Origin of the sequence: Reichenbachiella agarivorans (genome assembly GCF_025502585.1) — a bacterium.
Lineage (GTDB): Bacteria > Bacteroidota > Bacteroidia > Cytophagales > Cyclobacteriaceae > Reichenbachiella > Reichenbachiella agarivorans.
On the sequence record NZ_CP106679.1, the window covers coordinates 415,001 to 435,160 of the forward strand.

General features: G+C 42.8%; 11 protein-coding genes (1 of these 11 running past the window's edge). 6 read left to right on the plus strand and 5 right to left on the minus strand.

Features of this window, described 5'->3' with window-relative positions:
• The 6 genes from N6H18_RS01675 to N6H18_RS01700 all read left to right on the plus strand — a co-directional run.
• Positions 1-2,683, plus strand: partial view of a TonB-dependent receptor gene (locus N6H18_RS01675; RefSeq protein WP_262310108.1) — the 3' portion only. 338 nt of this gene lie to the left of the window's left edge; the window shows 2,683 of its 3,021 coding nt (coding positions 339-3,021); the start codon falls outside the window, past its left edge; it ends in the stop codon at positions 2,681-2,683.
• A gap of 23 nt (positions 2,684-2,706) precedes the next feature.
• Positions 2,707-3,222: a hypothetical protein gene (locus N6H18_RS01680; RefSeq protein WP_262310109.1), complete on the plus strand. Its 516-nt coding sequence runs from the start codon at positions 2,707-2,709 to the stop codon at positions 3,220-3,222.
• Positions 3,223-3,248: 26 nt separating this feature from the next.
• The gene (locus N6H18_RS01685; RefSeq protein WP_262310110.1) at positions 3,249-4,439 is read left to right on the plus strand and encodes a pyridoxal phosphate-dependent aminotransferase; all 1,191 of its coding nucleotides are present in this window, start codon (positions 3,249-3,251) and stop codon (positions 4,437-4,439) included.
• A gap of 155 nt (positions 4,440-4,594) precedes the next feature.
• On the plus strand, positions 4,595-5,689 hold the full coding sequence (locus N6H18_RS01690; RefSeq protein ID WP_262310111.1) for an AEC family transporter: 1,095 nt from the start codon (positions 4,595-4,597) through the stop codon (positions 5,687-5,689).
• A gap of 713 nt (positions 5,690-6,402) precedes the next feature.
• Positions 6,403-8,784 (plus strand): TonB-dependent receptor, encoded by a 2,382-nt coding sequence (locus N6H18_RS01695; RefSeq protein ID WP_262310112.1) that lies wholly within the window; start codon positions 6,403-6,405, stop codon positions 8,782-8,784.
• Between the two features lie 694 nt (positions 8,785-9,478).
• Complete coding sequence (locus N6H18_RS01700) at positions 9,479-9,823, plus strand: helix-turn-helix domain-containing protein (RefSeq protein WP_262310113.1); 345 nt, start codon at positions 9,479-9,481, stop codon at positions 9,821-9,823.
• 71 nt (positions 9,824-9,894) lie between these two features.
• Here N6H18_RS01700 and N6H18_RS01705 read toward each other — a convergent pair whose 3' ends face one another.
• The 5 genes from N6H18_RS01705 to N6H18_RS01725 form a co-directional block, all read right to left on the minus strand.
• Complete coding sequence (locus tag N6H18_RS01705; RefSeq protein WP_262310114.1) at positions 9,895-10,398, minus strand: gluconokinase; 504 nt, start codon at positions 10,396-10,398, stop codon at positions 9,895-9,897.
• Positions 10,399-10,536: 138 nt separating this feature from the next.
• Entirely contained in the window at positions 10,537-13,833 is a 3,297-nt protein-coding gene (locus N6H18_RS01710) for a VCBS repeat-containing protein (protein ID WP_262310115.1), read from the minus strand.
• Positions 13,834-13,917: 84 nt separating this feature from the next.
• Positions 13,918-15,609 carry a RagB/SusD family nutrient uptake outer membrane protein gene (locus tag N6H18_RS01715; RefSeq protein WP_262310116.1) on the minus strand — a complete coding sequence of 564 codons (1,692 nt, stop codon included), beginning with the start codon at positions 15,607-15,609 and terminating at the stop codon, positions 13,918-13,920.
• A 19-nt stretch (positions 15,610-15,628) separates the two neighbouring features.
• Positions 15,629-18,820 (minus strand): SusC/RagA family TonB-linked outer membrane protein, encoded by a 3,192-nt coding sequence (locus N6H18_RS01720; protein ID WP_262310117.1) that lies wholly within the window; start codon positions 18,818-18,820, stop codon positions 15,629-15,631.
• 28 nt (positions 18,821-18,848) lie between these two features.
• Positions 18,849-20,153: a hypothetical protein gene (locus tag N6H18_RS01725; RefSeq protein ID WP_262310118.1), complete on the minus strand. Its 1,305-nt coding sequence runs from the start codon at positions 20,151-20,153 to the stop codon at positions 18,849-18,851.
• Positions 20,154-20,160: the final 7 nt, after the last annotated feature.

Sequence of the window (20,160 nt, forward strand, 5' to 3'; positions counted from 1 at the left end):
CGAGGGCAGAACCAAAATAGAAACAGTCGCACCGGTAGATGTGATCAATGTCTCTGAAATATCAGTAGGCATGGCACAAGTAGATATTGCACAAATGTTGGTGGCTACAGCTCCTTCATTCAGTGCGGTCAAATCTCAAGGTGGTGACTTGAACTCACACGTAGACTCACCTACATTGAGAGGACTGGCTCCTAATCAGATGTTGGTATTGATCAATGGTAAGAGAAGACACTCCTCTGCACTACTGACTAGCAATCAAACTGGAACTTTTGGCAATGCGGTTGATATGAGTTTCATTCCTGCTTCGTCCATTGCGAGTGTACAAATCCTAAGAGATGGTGCAGCCGCACAATATGGATCTGATGCGATCGCAGGCGTTATGGATATCATCCTCAAAGAAAACACGGGGGTGCTTTCTGGTAACCTGACCATGGGTGCTACACCCAACTTTGGTACTCCATCATTTGACAACAACTATGGTGGTTTGACGGCTGGTGAAAAAGAGCTTCAAAAAGAAGTGCCAAGAGACATGGATGGTGAAACCGTGCAATTCGATGTTAACTATGGATTAGACCTAGGCAATGACGGATTCTTGAATATCACGGGTTTTGTAAGGCAAGACAAAAGAGCAATCAGAGCCACCGTCTTGGACTATGAGCGATATTTGACCTACGATGGCACCTACCTCAACAACGAGAGAACAGACAAAAATGGCAATCCCATGATCACCAACCCTGAACTCATCGAAGCAATGGCAAAAGGTTCATACAATGGATATACACCTGAGCAATTGAGTACAAATGTTGGGCTATTGAATGCCAGAGGTCTGACTCAATATGACGTATCTTCCTATCTGGGATCTCCTGATGTCAACATTGCTGGGTTATCTTTCAACCTTGGGTTACCGCTGCGAAACGATTTTAACTTTTATGCCAATGGAGATATAGGATTCAAATATGTAGAAGGATTTAGCTGCTACTACAGGTCTCCATCTTGGACATCCAGAGCAGGCGCTCAAGGCTTGTATCCTAATGGATTCAGACCGCTGATGATGACCAACCAATCAAACACGGCCTTGACCACTGGCGTGGAAGGGAAATTGGGAGATTTCAAAATCGATGTAAGCAATACCTTCGGCAGAAATGCCATGGACATCCGGATGAAAAATACGCTCAATGTGACATATGGGGATGCCTCTCCAACAGAAATGTACTTGGGTAATCATTCATTCACACAAAATACAACAAACATTGACGTGTCTCGATTCCTTCCAGACGCACTCTCTGGTATCAACATCGCCTTTGGTGGTGAAATGAGAGTAGAAAAGTACGAGATTGTCAAAGGTCAATTGGAAAGTTACTCCAACAGCGATGCAGGAACCTATGAGGCTACTAGCATTGACCAACCCATGGTAGGTCCTGATGGTTTTCCGATTGAAAACGAAAACTCTAGCCCAATTGTGGATAGCAATGGATCCCCATTGTTGACTCAACCTTATGATGGTGGAACTACAGTAAAGAATTACTCTCAAGGCTGCCAGTGTTTCACAGGGTTCGGCCCCAACAATGAAGCCAATGCAGTACGTACGGTGATGGGTGCCTATCTAGATATCGAAGCAGACATCACAGACAAATGGTTGGTAGAAGGTGCTACCCGATATGAAACCTTCCTTGACTTTGGAAGTGTATTGACAGGGAAAGTAGCTACTCGGTATTCAATCCTAGACAATCTGGCGGTAAGAGGCTCTGCAAGTACTGGTTTCAGAGCACCTTCATTGCAAGAGCTCAATTACTCTCAGACTTTCACCTATTTCGTAAATACGATTCCTGCTGATGCCACGGTCTACACCAACAACAGCACAGAAGCGAGACTATTGGGTGTATCGCTAAAAGAAGAAACCTCTGTCAACTACAGTGTAGGTATTGCTTCCGAACTATTCAAAGGCTTCACCTTGACTGCAGATGCTTATATGATCACAGTGAAGGACAGAATTTTCCTGACAGACCCATTTACGGCAGCTGATGCGCCAGTTCTTGAGCCATTGATCGGAGATGGTGAGGCACAGTTCAGAATCAACGGAGGAACTATCTCTACCAAAGGTCTTGAAATCGTATCCAACTACGCCACCCAAGTTGGTCCAGGTAGACTGGGACTAACATTAGCCGCCACTTTCAGAGAAAACAAGTTTGAAAAAGCTACTGTTCCTGATTTGAACACAGCTCTTACAGATGAAGAGCTTGCTGAGAAATATGTAAGAAGAGCCAGCATAGCACAGTTCGAAACAGGAACTTCCTCTACAAAATTCATTGGTACGGTTACTTACAACATTGGCAAGTTCAATTTCATGGTGAGACCGACCTTCTATGGTGAAGTCACTAGCAGGCAAAATGACATGTCATCTATTGTAGATGTAAATGGAGCCTACGATATCTACACCGAAACAGCTCCTGCTACAGGAGAAACCGCTTATGCAGATCAAACTTACAGCCCAGAATGGGTATTTGACATGGGGATTACCTATACAGTGAGTCCAAAACTCAACCTATCAGTAGGTGGACAGAACGTATTCAATAACCTGCCAGATGTAGTGAGGTATGAAAACAGAGATTTTGGTCTATACTCTGATTATCAGCAGGGCTCTAGAGGAGCATATTACTTTACTCGTTTGAGCTTTTCATTCTAATTGATCATTAAAATATATACAAGATGAAGAATACATTTAAACATATATATACACTCCTAGCAGTGGTAGCAGTAGGCTTCTTATCCTCATGTGAATATGATCCCGCTGAACCTGCCTTGGAAATCGCCAACGGAGCAGGCACCCTGACTACCTACAAAGCATATACACTGGACTCCATCGCTGGACAAAACACCGAAGTGTACGGCAAAGTAGTCTTCTGGAAAAGTTTGGATAACAAAACACTGGTTCAGATCTCGCTATACAACATCTCGGAGAGTGCTGAACACGCCTCCGCTATCTTATCTGGTGCTTTCATGACTGGGGGGACAGAACTCATGTCTCTGTATACGATCACCAATACAGGCGAAGGCTATGATTTCGGCGAATTCTCGACCTCTAAGTTTTACATCATTGATGATGCTGCCTTCTTCGAAGAGCTGGATACCTATGATGCCAGCATCCAGATTTTCATGAGTCCGACGGACAACACTGTCATCTCTGGAGGAGATATCGGATTGAATGCAGATCCTGTTGAATAATATTTTAAACATCAAAAACTATAAAAATGGAAACTAAAATTAATAGAAGAAACTGGTTGAAGGCAGGCATGTTGACTGCTGGTGGCTTGGCCGTATCTCCATATTTCACCATGGCAGAGCTGGCAAAAGCGCCCATCAAGTTCAACGCCAAAGGCAATGCCCTTTACAGCCCTTTCTTTGAAGAATATGTACCGAAGGCATTTCCAGACGCCAAAGTCTTGAAAGCAAAACTCAATGCAAACGAAAACCCATATGGTCCCTCTCCGAAAGCCATCAAGGCGGTTCAGGAAAAGGCCTTCATGGGCAACCGCTATGCGTGGACAGAATTGTTTGATCTGATTGACAAAATCGCCGCACAAGAAGGAGTAGATCCAAAAAGAATCATGATGGGCCCTGGCTCATCTGATCTCTTGGAGAAAACGGCCATGGTGCTCTTCATGGAAGGTGGCAACATCGTCTCTGCGGATCCTTCTTACATGTCTTTGATTCAAGTAGCTCAATCCACAGGTGCAGAATGGAAAGCCATTCCCCTCAAAAAGGATTGGTCGCATGACCTCAAAGCCATGGAAAAAGCTATTGATTCAGAAACCAAACTGGTTTATATCTGTAATCCCAACAACCCAACTGGCAGCATGACTGACCATGCAGAATTGTTGGACTTCTGCTCTAGGGTATCCGAAAAAGTGCCGATCTTCATCGATGAAGCATACTTAGGTTTCTTAGACGATGCTGCGAAGAAGAGCATGGTGTCTTTGGTCAACGAAGGCAAAGATGTGATCATCGCACGTACTTTTTCCAAAATACATGGTATGGCAGGTCTGAGAGTTGGGTACGTAGTAGCCAGTGAAAAGATCGTAGACCAAATCAGTAAAATCACCCGTGGTGGAATGGGCATCTCTTATACTTCCATCTTCGCAGCGTCGGCGAGTATGGACGATGTAGAGTTTCAAAACAAATCTAGAAAACTCAATACCGAAGCAAGAAGCTATGTATGCAAAGAGCTAGACAAGCTAGGATATCAATACATCCCTTCCTCTACCAGTTTTGTGATTTTCCCCATTGAGATGGACGGTAAAGTCTTCTTGGAGAAAATGATGGATCTCGGTGTGGCCGTCCGCTCATTCAAAATCATGGATAAAACATGGTGCAGAGTAAGTATTGGTACCATGGACGAAATGAAAATATTTACAAGCTCACTCAAACAAGTATTAGTCTAGTCAACTGATGCAACCAGCAAGGCACGACTCATTCGCTCGTGAAAAGTGCCTTGCTTATTCTCCTAAACTCATCACAATGTTCTAACCCCTGCTGAGTCACTCCAATCTCACGATGGGGTCAAGCAGTACTTTGTTGCACACTTATCGAGAAAAAAATGAACTTCGCTTTACAAAAAACATTAGAACTGGTACTGGTCATAGCGTTAGGATTCTTCTTGCAGAAGAAACTCAGTTCCAAGGAGAGTCTCAGTGGTATCAAAATCATCATTTTGAGCATTGCTCTTCCTGCCACCATATTCGTTGCCTTGCTCAAAATAGACTTGGATGCCACATTGCTCATCTTTCCTGCACTGGCATTGGTCTTCAATCTATTGATGTTCTTAGCTACCAAGTATATGTCTGGCTCAGTAATCCCTACAGACAACGAAAGTCGCTCCAGAACCCTCACCATGCTACTGCCATCCTTGGCGCCTGGACTGTCTTGTTTTCCCTTCATTATGGTGTATTCGGGAGATGATAGTTTGGCCTTGGCTGCTCTGGCTGATGTAGGAAACAAAATCTTTGTCTTGATCCTACTATATATCCTCGCCATGCGCTGGTACCACAGCAGATCCGTCTCTACTACTGTCACCTCATCGTCTAGCAAACTAAAGAGTCTGGTCATCGCCTTGATCAACGAACCGATCAACTTGGTGATTATCGCTGCACTCATACTGCTCGGATTTGGACTGAATATCAACGCCCTTCCTTCATTTATGAGCAGTACTATCTTGAGAATCAGTGCCATCATGACACCTCTGGTGTTGCTGTTCATCGGGATGTCAGCCAAGATCAAATGGAAAGACCTCAGACACATCACCAACATCCTATTTTGGAGAGCTGGATTGACCTTTATGCTATCGGGACTGTTTATCCTGCTATTTCCTGCGTTGAGTCCTGCATTGGTACTCCTGATTTTGGTCTTCCCACAGAGCTCTTGTAGCTTTTGGCCTTTTGCCCATATGAGTGCGGTCAATAGTCTGGAAGAAAAGGACAATCAAACGAGCCCTACATTTGACATTGACTTTGCCATCTCTGTCATGGCCTGTTCACTGCCGTTTTCTACGTTGATGATTATATGCATCTACTCTTTCAGTTCCTTTTTTACCAGTCCTCCACTAGTACTCAGCTTGGGGTTCGTGATGTTCGCCTTGCCGCTAGTCTATAAGTATGCAAAAAAGTATAAAAAGGTACTGGAGCAAATGACTTAAAACAATAAACACCTAATAATGATGCAATTGAGGGGGTTAATGGAAAATGCTTAAATGGAGTCGCTGGTTATTAACCAAACAGATGAAATTACAATTGATGTCTTTAATAAGAAATCAATCACTTTTTAAACATTTTCTATTCTCTCCAAAGTTGCTATCACATGGTTCAAGTCGAAGCAATCAAACCAATCACTCTACCTCCACATTGCGTCCTTTTTGAGTATCGCTTTTCAGCTGATGGTTATCCTATTGGAGGATTCTTTCTAGACGACATCACTCAATATCCCACTATTTTGCTTTTGATGGGTGGCTAGGTATTAGCTAATCTGAATCTCAAACGAAAGACTGTGCACTACGTTCTTTCTGACACCCAACTTATTTCTTATCTATACTATCATCTTAAAGAAGTCTCGTGATCCACAATAGGGCAAATGACTTATGATAACCCTTGAAGGGATATTCAAAATCGAACTCGGGTTACCAATCTTATTCGCAAAAATTCATCATCCAGCCTCTCGCATTTGTCCTCCGAATATCTATCTCCCTGTTCAATCGAATTTTTCCTTTAAGTCCCTCCATAATCGGTCAATCCAAGCATCGACTCACTAGTAGTAGTGAGTCGATTTTCACTAAGACTAGGGATTTCGTGTCAGATGACGTAGACCTATTTTTGCATTATTTAGAATTCATATAAATAAAAAGCAATAAACTCCATGAGATACATCATTTACACATTAATTCTGACCCTTATCAATACCGCAACTTGGGCTCAACAAGGCAGCATTTCGGGAACTATCCAGGAAGAGAACAAACAGCCTGCTGCCTATGTTAACGTAGGTATTCAGAATACTAGTATAGGCACAACCACTGACAGTCAGGGTCGCTTCGAACTGAGAAACATAAAAGCTGGCAACTACACGATTCAAACTTCGTCTGTAGGCTTCATAAGCCATGAAATAGAGGTAAGTATAGCTGCTGGTGAGCATGTGATACTTCCTATTATTACTCTCAAAGAGGATATAAAGAGTTTAAACGAAGTGGTAGTAGAAGAGGAAAAAGACAATCCATACAAGGATGTGGCGCTTTCCAACTCGCTCAAACTCAAAACTCCAATACTTGAAACTCCGCAAAACATCCAAACAGTAAGTGCAGGTATGCTCGCAGGTCAACAGGTGATCAGCATGAGTGATGGCGTAATCAGAAATGTAAGTGGCACAGCTCGCATCGCACATTGGGGCGATATGTTTACAAAAATCAACATGAGAGGCAGCCGAGTACAGGCTTTCAGAAATGGAGTCAATGTAGTCAACTCTTCGTGGGGACCATTGACTGAGGACATGAGCTATGTAGATCATATTGAATTTGTAAAGGGACCCGCAGGGTTCATGCTATCCAATGGTGACCCTGCTGGACTCTACAATGTGGTGACCAAAAAACCAACAGGAGAAACCAAAGGTTCTGTAGGTATGACTATGGGTAGCTTCGATCTCTACAGAGCCACTCTGGATCTAGATGGTAAACTGAGCAAAAATGGCAAACTACTATACAGACTGAATGCGGCAGCACAAAACAAAGGCTCTCACAGACCCTACGAATACAACAACCGCTTCAGTATAGCACCAGTCATTTCGTACCAAATAGACAACAAGACAAGGATCACTGCAGAATACACCTACCAACATGCCAACATGAGTAATGTAGGATCATACTATGTTTTCTCAACAGAGGGCTATGGCACTTTGCCACGTGACTTTACTACACTCCCTAAAGGAATGTCTCCCACCAATATTGACGACCAAAGTATATTCATCAACCTAGAACATCATCTCAATGACAACTGGTCATTGACCACACAGATCGCTTATTTGAAATACGAGCAAGAAGGATCTTCCTTCTGGCCAGCAGCGGTAAACCCTGATGGCACTATGCTCAGAGGCTCATCTATCTGGGATGCTGAAAGCAAAACTGTACGCGGACAAGCTTTCATCAATGGCGAAGCTATCACAGGAGAAGTAAGACACAGAGTGCTAGGAGGTATTGACATAGGTACCAACAATTACATTGCTGACTGGAATCAATGGCATGCACTCGACACTTTAGGCAATTTGTTTGACACCAACAATCCCAACTATGGCACTCCCCCCAATGGCTTTCCAAATTTCGACAGAACCACCAGTCTGGAAAACAGAGCCAGCATTGGCTCTGCCGTTGATCAACAGTACTCTGGGCTCTACCTACAAGATGAACTGGCCTTCTTCGACAACAAAGTGAGACTGACATTGGCAGGGCGCTATTCCTACGTGACTCAAACCAACTATGGAATCACCTCAGATGCTAAACGATTCACGCCAAGAGTGGGACTGAGTGCATCATTGAACAACTCGACCACCGTGTACGCGATGTATGACCAAGCCTTTATTCCTCAAAATGGAATTCTCAAAGATGGAGGTGATGTACAACCGATCACCGGAAACAATATGGAAGTCGGTGTGAAAAAACAATGGGCTGGCGGGAGATGGAGCACTACCCTGACAACCTATAGAATCATCAAGAGAAATGAACTGACTGGTGATCCGGTAGATCCTACCTCGGGTCTGAGCGTGGAGCTGGGAGAAAAAACTTCTCAAGGTGTAGAATTTGACCTGAAAGGAAATATCATCACTGGACTCGACCTAATCACCAACTATGCATATACCGACTCAAAGGTGACTGAAGTAAGCGAAGGAATAACGTCCATTTCGAAGGGCGATGTAGTACCAGGTTTTGCGAAGCATACAGCCAACGCATGGTTGACCTATACCTTGCAGCAAGGAGCCCTCCAAGGTACGGGTATTTCTCTTGGAGGAAGCTATCTAGGTGAAAGAGCCCTAGGGACCTGGAGCAATGACACAGATGCAGTAGAAAATCTTCCAGACTACTTCAAAATGGACGGAGGACTGTCATGGACCAATGATAAACTAAGAATCAACTTGAATGTCTACAATCTACTGGACGAATACCTGTACGATGGTGGATACTACGGTTCGCTTTCCTCCTACTGGTGGCAGACCGAGCCAGGCAGAAATTATAAGCTCTCTGTGGCTTACAACTTCTAAACAATGTTTTTTTTTCACAAAAGGCTGCTCACAAAATGAGTAGCCTTTTTATTGATCTATGTGGGTGCTAAACCCACGCAATATCCGCACATTTCACTCAACCGTCAGTAAGGTGGCGCTCAATGATACCCTACTCTATACTTGATCCACAAATCAAGACAAACACTCCAGTCAGCAGCCAGCCCACACCACTCGAAACATGCGCTAAAGCCTATATTGAGTTCTATCCAAATACCCCCTCCTAGGCAAACAGCCAAGTAATTATCACTCGAAATGACAGGAGAGTATCTAATGATCGCGCCTACCAGCATCTCTTACCCAAAGGATTGCTACAACTGCTCCCAAACACTGCATGTATTATCATTACTACAGCATGAGTAATCAAAACATACTTATTCAATCATGACAATATAATAAATGAAGGAATAACCTAATCAATCAACAACATGAGCTCACTATTGATTAATAGTATCTCATTATTTATTAACATATGCTCACTATATATTGATATCAACTCAGCAAAAAATGATAAAATGACAAAGTAAAATGAAATAAACGCAGTAGAAAATCAAATAACCGCAGCATAGGATAACATTAACTCAGTACTACTCAATCATTTAGTGATTTTTACTTATTGACTGTTAATAGTTTATGATTTTGGAGTATATTTAGGTTGAATCAACCTTATTCTATTATGCTGACCTTGCATGTATCGCGATTGCTGCATATCCGTGGCATTCAAAAACCCTATAATTTCTTGAGAAATCTCGGACTGAGTCATAATGTGGCGCACCGTATGCTGTCCGACAAGGCAGTGGGCATCAAGCTCTATCAGCTGCAGAAACTTTGTCTCGCGCTGCATTGCACTCCCAACGACCTGATGGCTTGGGATAGCACGCAGACTTCTCTTTCGGCTGATCATCCCATCATGGAACTGGTAAGGCCCGCCGAGGATAGCCTCACCGTAGGAGAGCTACGCCAGCTCCCACTCGCTAAACTCAATCAAATCAAACAATTGCTCAAGGACATGGAATCATGAGATGGATTTGGCATATACTTGGCTGTTTTGGGAGGAAATGGATGGGATCAGCTTAACCTAAAATCCACCAATCACCGATTCATCAAATCAACAATCCCTGCGACAATCTGCTTGGGTGCTTGGGATATATCGAAGCGCCATGCGTAGGCCGGAGCTTCCAACACTTCCAGTTGATTGGCGAGCAATTTAGGATCAAAGAAATGTCCTTTTCTTGCACTCAGTCTCTCTGCTAGTGTCTTTTGGTCTCCGTGTAAGTACACCCAAATAATATCCCCATCATAATACTGGGACAAAGTCTCTCGGTACTTTTCCTTCAGGGCAGAGCAGGCGATGATGGCTCCCCGCTCTTTGGATTTTGTCTCAATATGCCGTGCCAGAGCCAATAACCAGGGCTCTCGATCCTCATCATCGAGCGGATGACCAGCAGCCATTTTATCCTTGTTGGCCTTGGGATGAAAATCATCCCCATCGTAGAAAGGCACATCTATCGCCTCTCCTAGCATCGCTCCTATGGTACTCTTGCCTGAGCCACTCACGCCTAGCACTACTATTATGGGCTTTGTTTCCTTACTCATCGATCAATTGAAATACTCCTTATAGTCCTCCACTGGTATTCTTATCTACCCAGAGTTTGAAATCACCTGCTTCAGCATGATTGTAACCTGGGTTATATACTATCATTCCATATACACAATACTCCTCGCAGAGCCATTTTACCTATTCACTTCAAAAATCTGAAGTGGCCCCATGTTGTTGGCGATGACTATAGAATTGGTTTTCCCATCCAAGATTTTGATTTTCTTGGAATCAAAAGGCACTAGAAACCCAGAAGTAGTCAATGATTGCGCTGCAAAATCACCCTTTCCATTACCCAACATCACCAGACCAATCCCTGCGTCATTTCGTGGTGTTTCGATTTCCGACGAGTACAGACCTCCTACAGAGACTATATCCAAATGTCCATCTTGATTGACATCCATGATCGCCCAATCATTGATCGATGAAAACTGGGCCTGGAATGGCAATTCTTTCAGCTTCATCTTTCCATTTTGATTTTCGATATAAACACTGGCGAAACTCTCTACACTGAAATGGTATGAACTATCCAGCATATCCGTCCCGAAAATATCCTGCATACTCGCTGTAGAAAAGGAGTTGTAATCCTTGTATGCCACCTTGATCGCAGGGATCTGCTGAGACGAACATTGTCTACCTCGGACAGGATACTCTTTGCCTCCATTGCGGTAGCTGAGTACTATATCACTCTTGCTGTTCTTGTCAAAGTCGTCTGCATAAATCGCAAATGGTGCCTGTGGAGACGCTTGGTATTTATAATTCTGCCCCATGTTGCCCAGCACGAAATCCATATCTCCATCCTTGTCAAAATCTGCCTGATCAATGCTGAACCACCAGCCAACCGTGTTGCCTTCGAAGTAATTGTCACTCTGATCCTCAAAACCTGCTGTAGTCTGAATGTACACTTTGATCGGCATCCACTCTCCTACGACAATCAAGTCAGCCTTTTGGTCTCCATTGATATCCGTCCAGATGGCATCTGTGACCATGCCTACATTTTGGACTGCTGGGATCAAATCAACAGTGACCTCTACATACTTGAGTGTGCCCGATTCTAGTTGGTTTTCTAGCAAAAAGCTCTTGCCAGGATAAGGATAGTTATGCGCTGACAATCGACCTCCTACAAACAAATCCATGTCTCCGTCCTGATCGTAATCGAACGGTCTCACACATCCGCCGCTGTAATACATCATCGGTAGTACATTGATCGCTCTGGTGAAAACACCCTGATCATTGAGATACAATCTGTCTTGGTAGTTTTGATGCCCTGCCTCGTCTTGATTGCCTCCGCTGACTATGTAAAGATCCAAATCACCATCGTTGTCCGCATCGTAAAATTCTGCATCTAAATCCTCGTGCCATATATTGCCCGATGGGTCTAAGACAGATTTGGTATATGTGCCATCCATATTCTGGACGAACAACCAACCTTCGTATCCTGAAGCTGCGCCATAGTAGAAATCCTCCAGTCCATCTTGATTGACATCAGCCACTGCCAATGCAGGCCCGAAATTGGACATCTTGTGAGGAAGGAGAACTTGGACATCAAAGTCATTGAACTCATTCTCGACATGCCACTCATCCTCGGCAAGCACCTTGCTGGTCACTTCTGAAAATAGAGTTTGAGTGGTGTTTAGCTGCGCTGCAAAACTCTTTGGTTGATCCCAAGAGAGAGTCAAGAGTTGATTAGCTGCCACATTGTACTGCTTGTCTATCACCTTTCCGTTTCGGAGCAAAAGCAATGAATCCACTGTACTCGCATCGGACAATCCAAAATGCAATATCGGTTCTACTGCTGATTGAAAACCTCGGACAGGATTCAATTGACCAATTTGCATCTGACCGTGTTGGTAGATTTTCACTTCCGATCCGTAGCCTCGATTGTTGGCTGCTGTACTTGTGACTGCAATTCGCAGATAATTACTTCCTTTGATCTGCTCGCTGTTGTTTCTGAAGATGGCTGCCTCACTGTCAATGTTGTTGATGACCAAATCCAAGTCACCATCATTGTCCAAATCTGCATAGCTCGTTCCATTGGAGAACCCAACCATTTCTACACCCCAGTCCTGATTCACTTTTTCGAATCCAAGACCACCTTTGTTTCTGAACATGAAATTGTCAATAGGTTCGGAGGGAATGCTATCCGCTAGTAGTTTCAATTCCTGATCGCTGGCCTTGTCCAGTACTCCTTCGAGAGCGAGAAAGAAATCACGGTTATTTATTTCCTTTCTGGTGCCGTTGGATATATATAAATCCTTGAAGCCATCATTGTCAAAATCAGCAAGCAGAGGGGTCCAGCTCCAATCGGTCGATGAGACGCCTGATATCCAAGCTACGTTGCTCATGACTGGTAGCGAATCCACGATTCCTTGATTCAACTGAAGTGCGTTGTACATGTATTGGTAGTGGAATCCGCTGTTGACCGTGGACCAAAACAAGGCAGGATTCATGCTCGCCATGTTGGCTTTGGATCGTCGGTTGTCTGCGGCGGACATATCTACCTGTATCAAATCGATGAGTCCATCATTGTTGACATCCGCTGCATCCGTACCCATGCCATAAAATGCAGTTTGCTTGGTGATTTTCTTTAATTCGTTTCTGAAAGTACCATCGCCATTGTTGATGTAAAAATAATCCGGCGTACTAAAATCGTTGGAGACATAGATATCATCCCAGCCATCTTGGTTGAAATCCACAATGCTGGCACTCAAACTCAGTCCAAATGAAAGCAAACCAGATTCCTCAGTCACATCGGTAAAATGACCATTGCCGTCATTTCTATAGAAGTGGTCACTTTTTTCCATCACTGGGTTATTGACCCACATATAGTAGGAAAAATTGGTAGTAGTAAATGGTGTGATAGGATAATTGGCTACAAAGACATCCAAATCTCCATCATGGTCATAATCAAAGAAAGAGGTCTGAACTGAATTGCCTGTATCCGCCAACCCATAAGCTTGGGCCGACTCAGTAAAAGTCAAGTCACCGTTGTTGATGTAGAGTTCGTTGCGTCGGTCATCTCCTAGTCCAGCTACGCTGTAGTAGAGATCCATGTAGCCATCTGCATTGATATCAACTATGCTGACACCCGTGTACCATTTGTGCAAACTACCTGCTAACCCTGATTTTGAAGTCAAATCCTCAAATATCAAATTTCCTTTGTTCAAATAAAATCTATTTGACACCATGTTGCCAGTGAATACCAAGTCCTGTAAACCATCATTGTCAAAATCCGCGATGGCAACCCCTCCACCCATGTAGAGATAGGGGTATTTGAAATAATTCAAAGTATCGGACTCAGTAAGTGTATTAGAAAATGAAACCTGTGAGTATTCCGTTGGGATTTTCTCAAACCTTTTTAGCGTATTTTCCCCACATGAGAATAATACTGACAAAACCACTCCACTACAAAAGAACCAAAAACTTACTTTCATATCTCTATGCTCTAATTATATACTAAGTTGTAAATAAAAAAAGGGCTGGAAAATCCAGCCCTTTTCAATTTATATTGTTTGGGCTTAGTTACCGCTCCAGACTGTATTTTGTTTCAGATTTTCTGAAATATCCAATGCACGCAATGGAATTGGGAAAATATTATGCTTTGCTTCATATGGACTTGAATTAAGAGAGGTAACGGTTCTCTTTTCATTGGCTATAAAAGTATTAATTTTATTTACCGCATAGTTAGGGTCATCTTGACTCCATCTTCTCAAGTCAAACAATCTGTGGCCTTCCATAGATAACTCCAATCTTCTTTCGAATCTGATTTTTTCTATAGCGGCATCACCCGTACCGAAACTTGCTGGTGTGTACTCAGCAATCACATAGTTTGCTGCATCATTACCACTTTCGTCCTTTACTCTAGTTGAGTTTATCGCACGCTTTCTCACTTGATTAACAAGCGCCATTGCTTCAACGAATTTACCTTGCTCAGCCTTTGCTTCTGCTGCCAACAAAAGAACATCAGCATACCTGATCACATTGTAATGTAGACCTGAGAACTGCTGTCCCCAATCGCCAGTACCTTGTGTGCTTGTTTCACCATTTTTATACACATTTTTCTTAGGTAGATATGGGCCTGCATCCAATTGTGCTCTTACCCAGTCAAACCCTTCGTGAATACCGTATCCATTGTACTCAATGCCTCTTCTTCCTATCGTATAATCCAATCTTGGATCAAGCTCTCCTGGATAAGTCAAGAAAAAGTCACTAGAAGTAAGACCATAGTCATTGTTGATATCAGATGCATTGTACCCTGTTACGTCTGGCAAACCATTCTTGGTTTTGAACGCATTGGCCAAATCCTGTGTAGGTTGATAGAATCCACAACAAGTTCCAAGTGGGCCACTACCTGGAAAGTTCAGTGTTCCTCCCTTGTTGCCATTGGCATTGTTGGTCGCTCCATCATTTGCTTCAAATTGAATCGAGAAGATTGCTTCCGCTGAATTTTTACCCGCAGCATTAAAGTTATCATTGAATTCTGCATTCAAAGCGTATGGTCCATTGTCGATCACATCATTGAAGATAGCCTCTGCTTCAGCCCATTTTTGTTGGTAAACAAGGGCTTTAGCCATATATGACTTAGCTGTCCAGGAATTGGCTCTTGCTACGCCATTGTCTTCTGGGAGATTGTCTATTGCAAACTGAAAATCAGTCTCTACTTCAGCCCATAGTGGTCCATCGTTTGGTTGATCAGGATTCTCAATGGCATTCACCTCATCTATATATGCTACATTTCCATACAACCTTGTCAGTTCAAAATTATAATGTGCTCTTAGGAATTTAGCCTCAGCAATCTTGGTAGTCAAATCTACGTCGGTAATCGAGTTAGCTAATGAAATCACAGCATTCGCTCTGTTCACTCCAGCATATAACGCTACCCACTTGCTATTGAAGTAACTATTACCAGTTGTCCAATTGTAGGTTTGCAAGGCATGTAGTGCAGGTTGATCTCCATTGGTACTACCTTTGTGCGAATCATCCGTCAATACGTCCATCCACCAGTTATCACCGGTTGGTTCCCAATCACCTACTGCTCCTACCTGACCATCTAGTGCACTGTATGCAGCAGTCAAAAGCAGGTCTACACCATCTGCATTGGCTAATGCAGCATCACTCAAAGCACCCTTGTTGGTACCTTCTGAAAAATCCTCACTACACCCCAGTACAACTAAGACTGTCAGGATATATATTATTATGTTTCTTTTCATCTTATTAATTCTTTATTAATTAAAAATCAACACTTAAACCAATCAAATAAGTCTGAGAAGTCGGGTAACTACCAAAATCTATCCCTGTATCGATATCAGAGTTGTTGAATCGCCCAATCTCAGGATCCAAACCGCTGTAATCAGTAATCGTGAAGAGATTAGATGCCTGAACATAGACTCTTGCTCTAGACATTCCAGCTTTTGAAGAAATAGTACTAGGTAGTGTGTAACCTAACTGAATGTTTTTCATTCTGAAATAGGACCCATCCTCTACAAAATAACTATTAGCCTGAGTTTCATTGTTAGTCACATTTTTACTCAATGCAGGTACATTCCCATTAGGATTAGTTGTTTCGTTGAAGGCATCTAATACTCTGGTACTTCTGTTTCCATCGTAGAAACTAGGAAAATCTGTGAAGATTCGAGTGTAGTTGTAAATCTCATTTCCTTGAGACCCTGTGAAGAATAAGGCCAAATCAAAACCTTTGTAAGCTACATCAATGTTGATACCGTAGGTAAAATCAGGGTTAGGACTTCCAATGTTTGTACGATCGTTATCATCAATTATACCATTGTTATCAATGTCAGCATACTGAAATCTACCCACGCCCTCTGCAGGAGTGTCAAAACCTTGATCGGGAGCAGCAGATACTTCTGTCTCACTTCTAAAAATTCCTATGACTTTTCTACCATAGAAACTAGAAACTGGACCACCAACGGCTGAATTGGTAAAAGTGATCCCTCTTAGGTTTCCTCCCACGATACTTGTCCCAAGTTCATCTGTTTTGATGATCTCATTCTTGTATTTAGAAAATTTCAAACCGATGTTGTAGGTAAAATCCGAAGTTGTTCCTGTGTTTCCGTAGTTCAAACTCAAATCAAATCCTCTGTTGTTGATTTCTCCATTGTTGATATATGGATTCCCGTTACTGGCTACTGGAGCAGTTGATGGAAGAGACGTAGAGATAATGTTATCCTTACTTGTCAAATCAAAATAATCAAAGGTGATTTCCAATTTATCGTTCAACAAACCTATGTCAACACCAATGTTCTTCTGTACTGAAGTCTCCCAAGTCAAATTAGGGTTTCCTGGTGTTGACAAGACGGCTCCTGGAGTATAATTCCCTCCGAAGTTATAAAACGCCAACTGATTGTTTGCTTGATTTACATTGATGGTAGGTGTAGCATTTGGAATCGATTGGTTCCCCATTTCTCCATAGGAACCTCTCAACTTCAAATTAGAAAACAAGTCTGGGATGAAAGCTTCTTCACTCAAAACCCATCCAGCACTTACCGCAGGGAAAACTCCTGTATTGTTTCCATCCTCGAATCTTGATGTCTTGTCTCTTCTAACTGTAGCAGTCAAAATATATTTACCTGCGTAGTTGTATTTCAATTGACCAAAGTACGAAAACAAGGTTGAAGTGGTATTGGTAGAACTTCCTATGGAAGTAGCGCCTACTCCATAACCCAATAGTCTATTGTCTACTACATCATTCAATAAAAAATCTTGTTGTGAAACTGCTGTAAATTCAAAGTGGTCTGAGATAGCTTCTATACCTGCTATCACTCCAACGTTATGTTTCCCAACAGTTTTTTCATATCTCAAAGTATTGGTCCACACATATCCAGAGCTTATGTATCTCGCAGTTGTCAAATTGTTGGTTGTAATCGCTTCACTGTGCTCTGGGTTCAAAGAATTGAATACATCCCCAGTTCCAGACCTATAGTTGACGCCAATATTTGATCGTGCAGTCAATCCATCGATGATATCTACTTCCGCATATGCATCTCCATAGATTCTCATGTTAGAGTTCAAATTGTCCTTTGCTCTGGTCATAACTGCTAAAGGGTTCTGTGCATTTCCCAAACCAGCGGCCGATTGATACGTCCCTGCAAAGTTCCCCCCCTCATCATAAGCAGGCATCAGAGGAGAAGCTCTATAAGCCAAGCCCAATGGACTGTCATCGCCATTTTGACCTGGGAACAAAGTTTGTCTAGAATAAGCGAAACTCAAATTTTGACCAATTCTTAATCTTTCCTTGATACTGAATTCTGTATTGGCTCTACCCGTGTATCTGTCATATCCAGTACCTGTCAAGATACCTTCTCTATCCAAATAGCCCATTGACATCATGTACTTACTAGCTTCTGACCCTCCGTTTACCGACACATAGTAATTTTGGTATGTTGCATCTTCGAAGATCTCACCAAACCAATCAGTACCAGCACTGGTTTTTGTCAAGCGATTGGTTTCTGCATCATATGGTAGGTCTCTGTCTCCTCTGTAGTAACCAGAAATATTCGGTTCTGCACCTACACCAAACTGAGGATGAGATGGCGCAACACCATCGTTAATAGCACTTTCCCAGAAAACTTCACCCAATTGCTCAGAGTTCAACATGTCTGGAGCGGTTACTGGAGTTTGTACACCATAAGAAATATCTAATGTGACTTTTGGCTTGCCTGACACATCATATCCACCTTTTCTTGTTTTGATTACAATCACACCATTGGTTGCTCTGGCCCCATATACTGAAGATACCGCAGCATCCTTCAATACAGTCACACTCTCGATATCACTGGTGTTCAAATCAGTCAAGAAATCAGGATCGTTGGTTTGATAGCCATCGATGATGTACAATGGATCGTTGTTACCAGTAGTTGCTACCCCACGGATTCTCACGATCGGTGCAGCTCCTGGGCTACCATTGGATACGACTGTGACACCTGACAATCTACCCTGAAAACCTTCGGCTGCTGACGTAGATGGAATAGAGAATGCCTTCTCTGTATCCAATGCATCAATCGAACCAGTAATGGTCTTCTTAGACTCAGATGAATAACCAGTTACAATAACCTCTTGCAAAGAAGCAACATCTTCCTCCATGGTTACATCGATCACTGACCTACTTCCTATTGCCAATTCTTGCGTTTTCATTCCGATGAATGAGAAAACAAGCGTTTCAGCATTATTGCCAACGGACAATGTGTACTGTCCTGAAACATTGGAAACGGTACCGTTGGTGGTTCCTTTGACTAAAATACTCACCCCTGGTAATTCATCGCCAGTAGTGGACACGATCTTTCCGCTAATGCTCCTGTCTTGTGCTTGAACTGTGTAATTATTCAGTCCCAACAAGATCAACAACACTACTGCCATGTTGGATAACTTGGCAGAACATATATATGATATTAATATTTTTTTCATGTTAATAAGTTTTCTTAGTGAGACTTAATTAAGGAGCTGCTACCACAAACCCAGTCTGAGTTACAATATCACTCACGTTTCCTGCAGCATCTACTTCGATGAAATAAACATCATAAGTACCCGCATCAAGAACGAGTGTAGAATTACCAGACCCACCAGCTCCGAACTCTGCCAATGTGGCTGGAGCTTCTGTTCCGCTCTTTAAGATCAACCATTCTCCAGAAGTCATCACGGTTACTACCTGCGTACCTGGATTGCTATCAGTTGCTGTCCCTGCTGCTATTGGAGCTATGTTGTCGATAATTAAGGACGCATCATCCAAAACAGTCGGCACATTGCCTGCCATATCTACAACCTCACTGACAGAGACATTCAGGTTAGTACTTGGGTCTTCATCAGATTCTCCATTTACTGTATAATCCAATGCCCAAACTGCTGCATCAGCAGTAGCCCATAGTGTATCCTTGACTGCTACCCCAGATCCATCTGCATAAGAAATATCAATGAAAATAAAATTGCTCTCTGCCCTTACTGCTTCATTAAATTGGGCAGTGATAGTGACTACTGTACTGTCATTAGCAGCAGACTGAGAGAATGAAATTGAACCAATAGGAGCAACATTGTCTACTTCTTGAATAAGTAAATAAACATTCTCAATTGTTCCTCCTCCATAGGACTCACTCAAAGTTGCACTTTTCACAATTGCTTCTGCTTGTCCATTGCCTGTACCCCCAGTAAAAATGGCAAAGTACTCCATATTGCTACCCTTATAAGATGCGGCAGAAGACAAAGTAGCCCCAGAAACAAATGGTGAGATGGCACTATCCATATCCCCTCTAAAAAAGGCAGATGTATCAGCTGCATTCAGACCATTCATAACTACCGTTGGCGCTGAAGCCAGAGGAGCTGAAAACGAAAGGAAAAGCGTATCAGTTGCCCCATTCTTTGCCTTTCCAAAATTCATAGAAGATTCAACAGCCGCTTCAACAGAGCTAACAATGACAGAATAAGTTCCTGACAATCCTCCATTGGTGGCTGTAATTGTGACATCTCCTACAGAAAGAAACTGAATTTCTGCAGTGGATGTCGTTGATGAAAGGATTTGAGCTGGCCCTTCAACTGTCCAAGATGTGGTACCTCCTATATCAGCCTGCAAATCATACGTGGCTGAAGTTTCGGGAAGTGCTCCAGTTGGCCCTTCGATAAACAGTCGAGGATCACCCTCCACTGTATTGTCCTCATCACAGGATGCCAGAAAAAGCATCACCAGAGAAAGCAATGAGAAAAGTGTCAGGCCTGAAAGCCTGAACTTCTTTTGTCTAAGTTTAATCATGCTAATA

Bases quoted from the DNA above. Each gene is read 5' to 3' on its own strand.
- N6H18_RS01680 (WP_262310109.1), top strand. From the start codon at position 2,707: ATGAAGAATACATTTAAACATATATATACACTCCTAGCAGTGGTAGCA.
- N6H18_RS01685 (WP_262310110.1), top strand. From the start codon at position 3,249: ATGGAAACTAAAATTAATAGAAGAAACTGGTTGAAGGCAGGCATGTTG.
- N6H18_RS01690 (WP_262310111.1), top strand. From the start codon at position 4,595: ATGAACTTCGCTTTACAAAAAACATTAGAACTGGTACTGGTCATAGCG.
- N6H18_RS01695 (WP_262310112.1), top strand. From the start codon at position 6,403: ATGAGATACATCATTTACACATTAATTCTGACCCTTATCAATACCGCA.
- N6H18_RS01700 (WP_262310113.1), top strand. From the start codon at position 9,479: ATGCTGACCTTGCATGTATCGCGATTGCTGCATATCCGTGGCATTCAA.
- N6H18_RS01705 (WP_262310114.1), bottom strand. From the start codon at position 10,398: ATGAGTAAGGAAACAAAGCCCATAATAGTAGTGCTAGGCGTGAGTGGC.
- N6H18_RS01710 (WP_262310115.1), bottom strand. From the start codon at position 13,833: ATGAAAGTAAGTTTTTGGTTCTTTTGTAGTGGAGTGGTTTTGTCAGTA.
- N6H18_RS01715 (WP_262310116.1), bottom strand. From the start codon at position 15,609: ATGAAAAGAAACATAATAATATATATCCTGACAGTCTTAGTTGTACTG.
- N6H18_RS01720 (WP_262310117.1), bottom strand. From the start codon at position 18,820: ATGAAAAAAATATTAATATCATATATATGTTCTGCCAAGTTATCCAAC.
- N6H18_RS01725 (WP_262310118.1), bottom strand. From the start codon at position 20,153: ATGATTAAACTTAGACAAAAGAAGTTCAGGCTTTCAGGCCTGACACTT.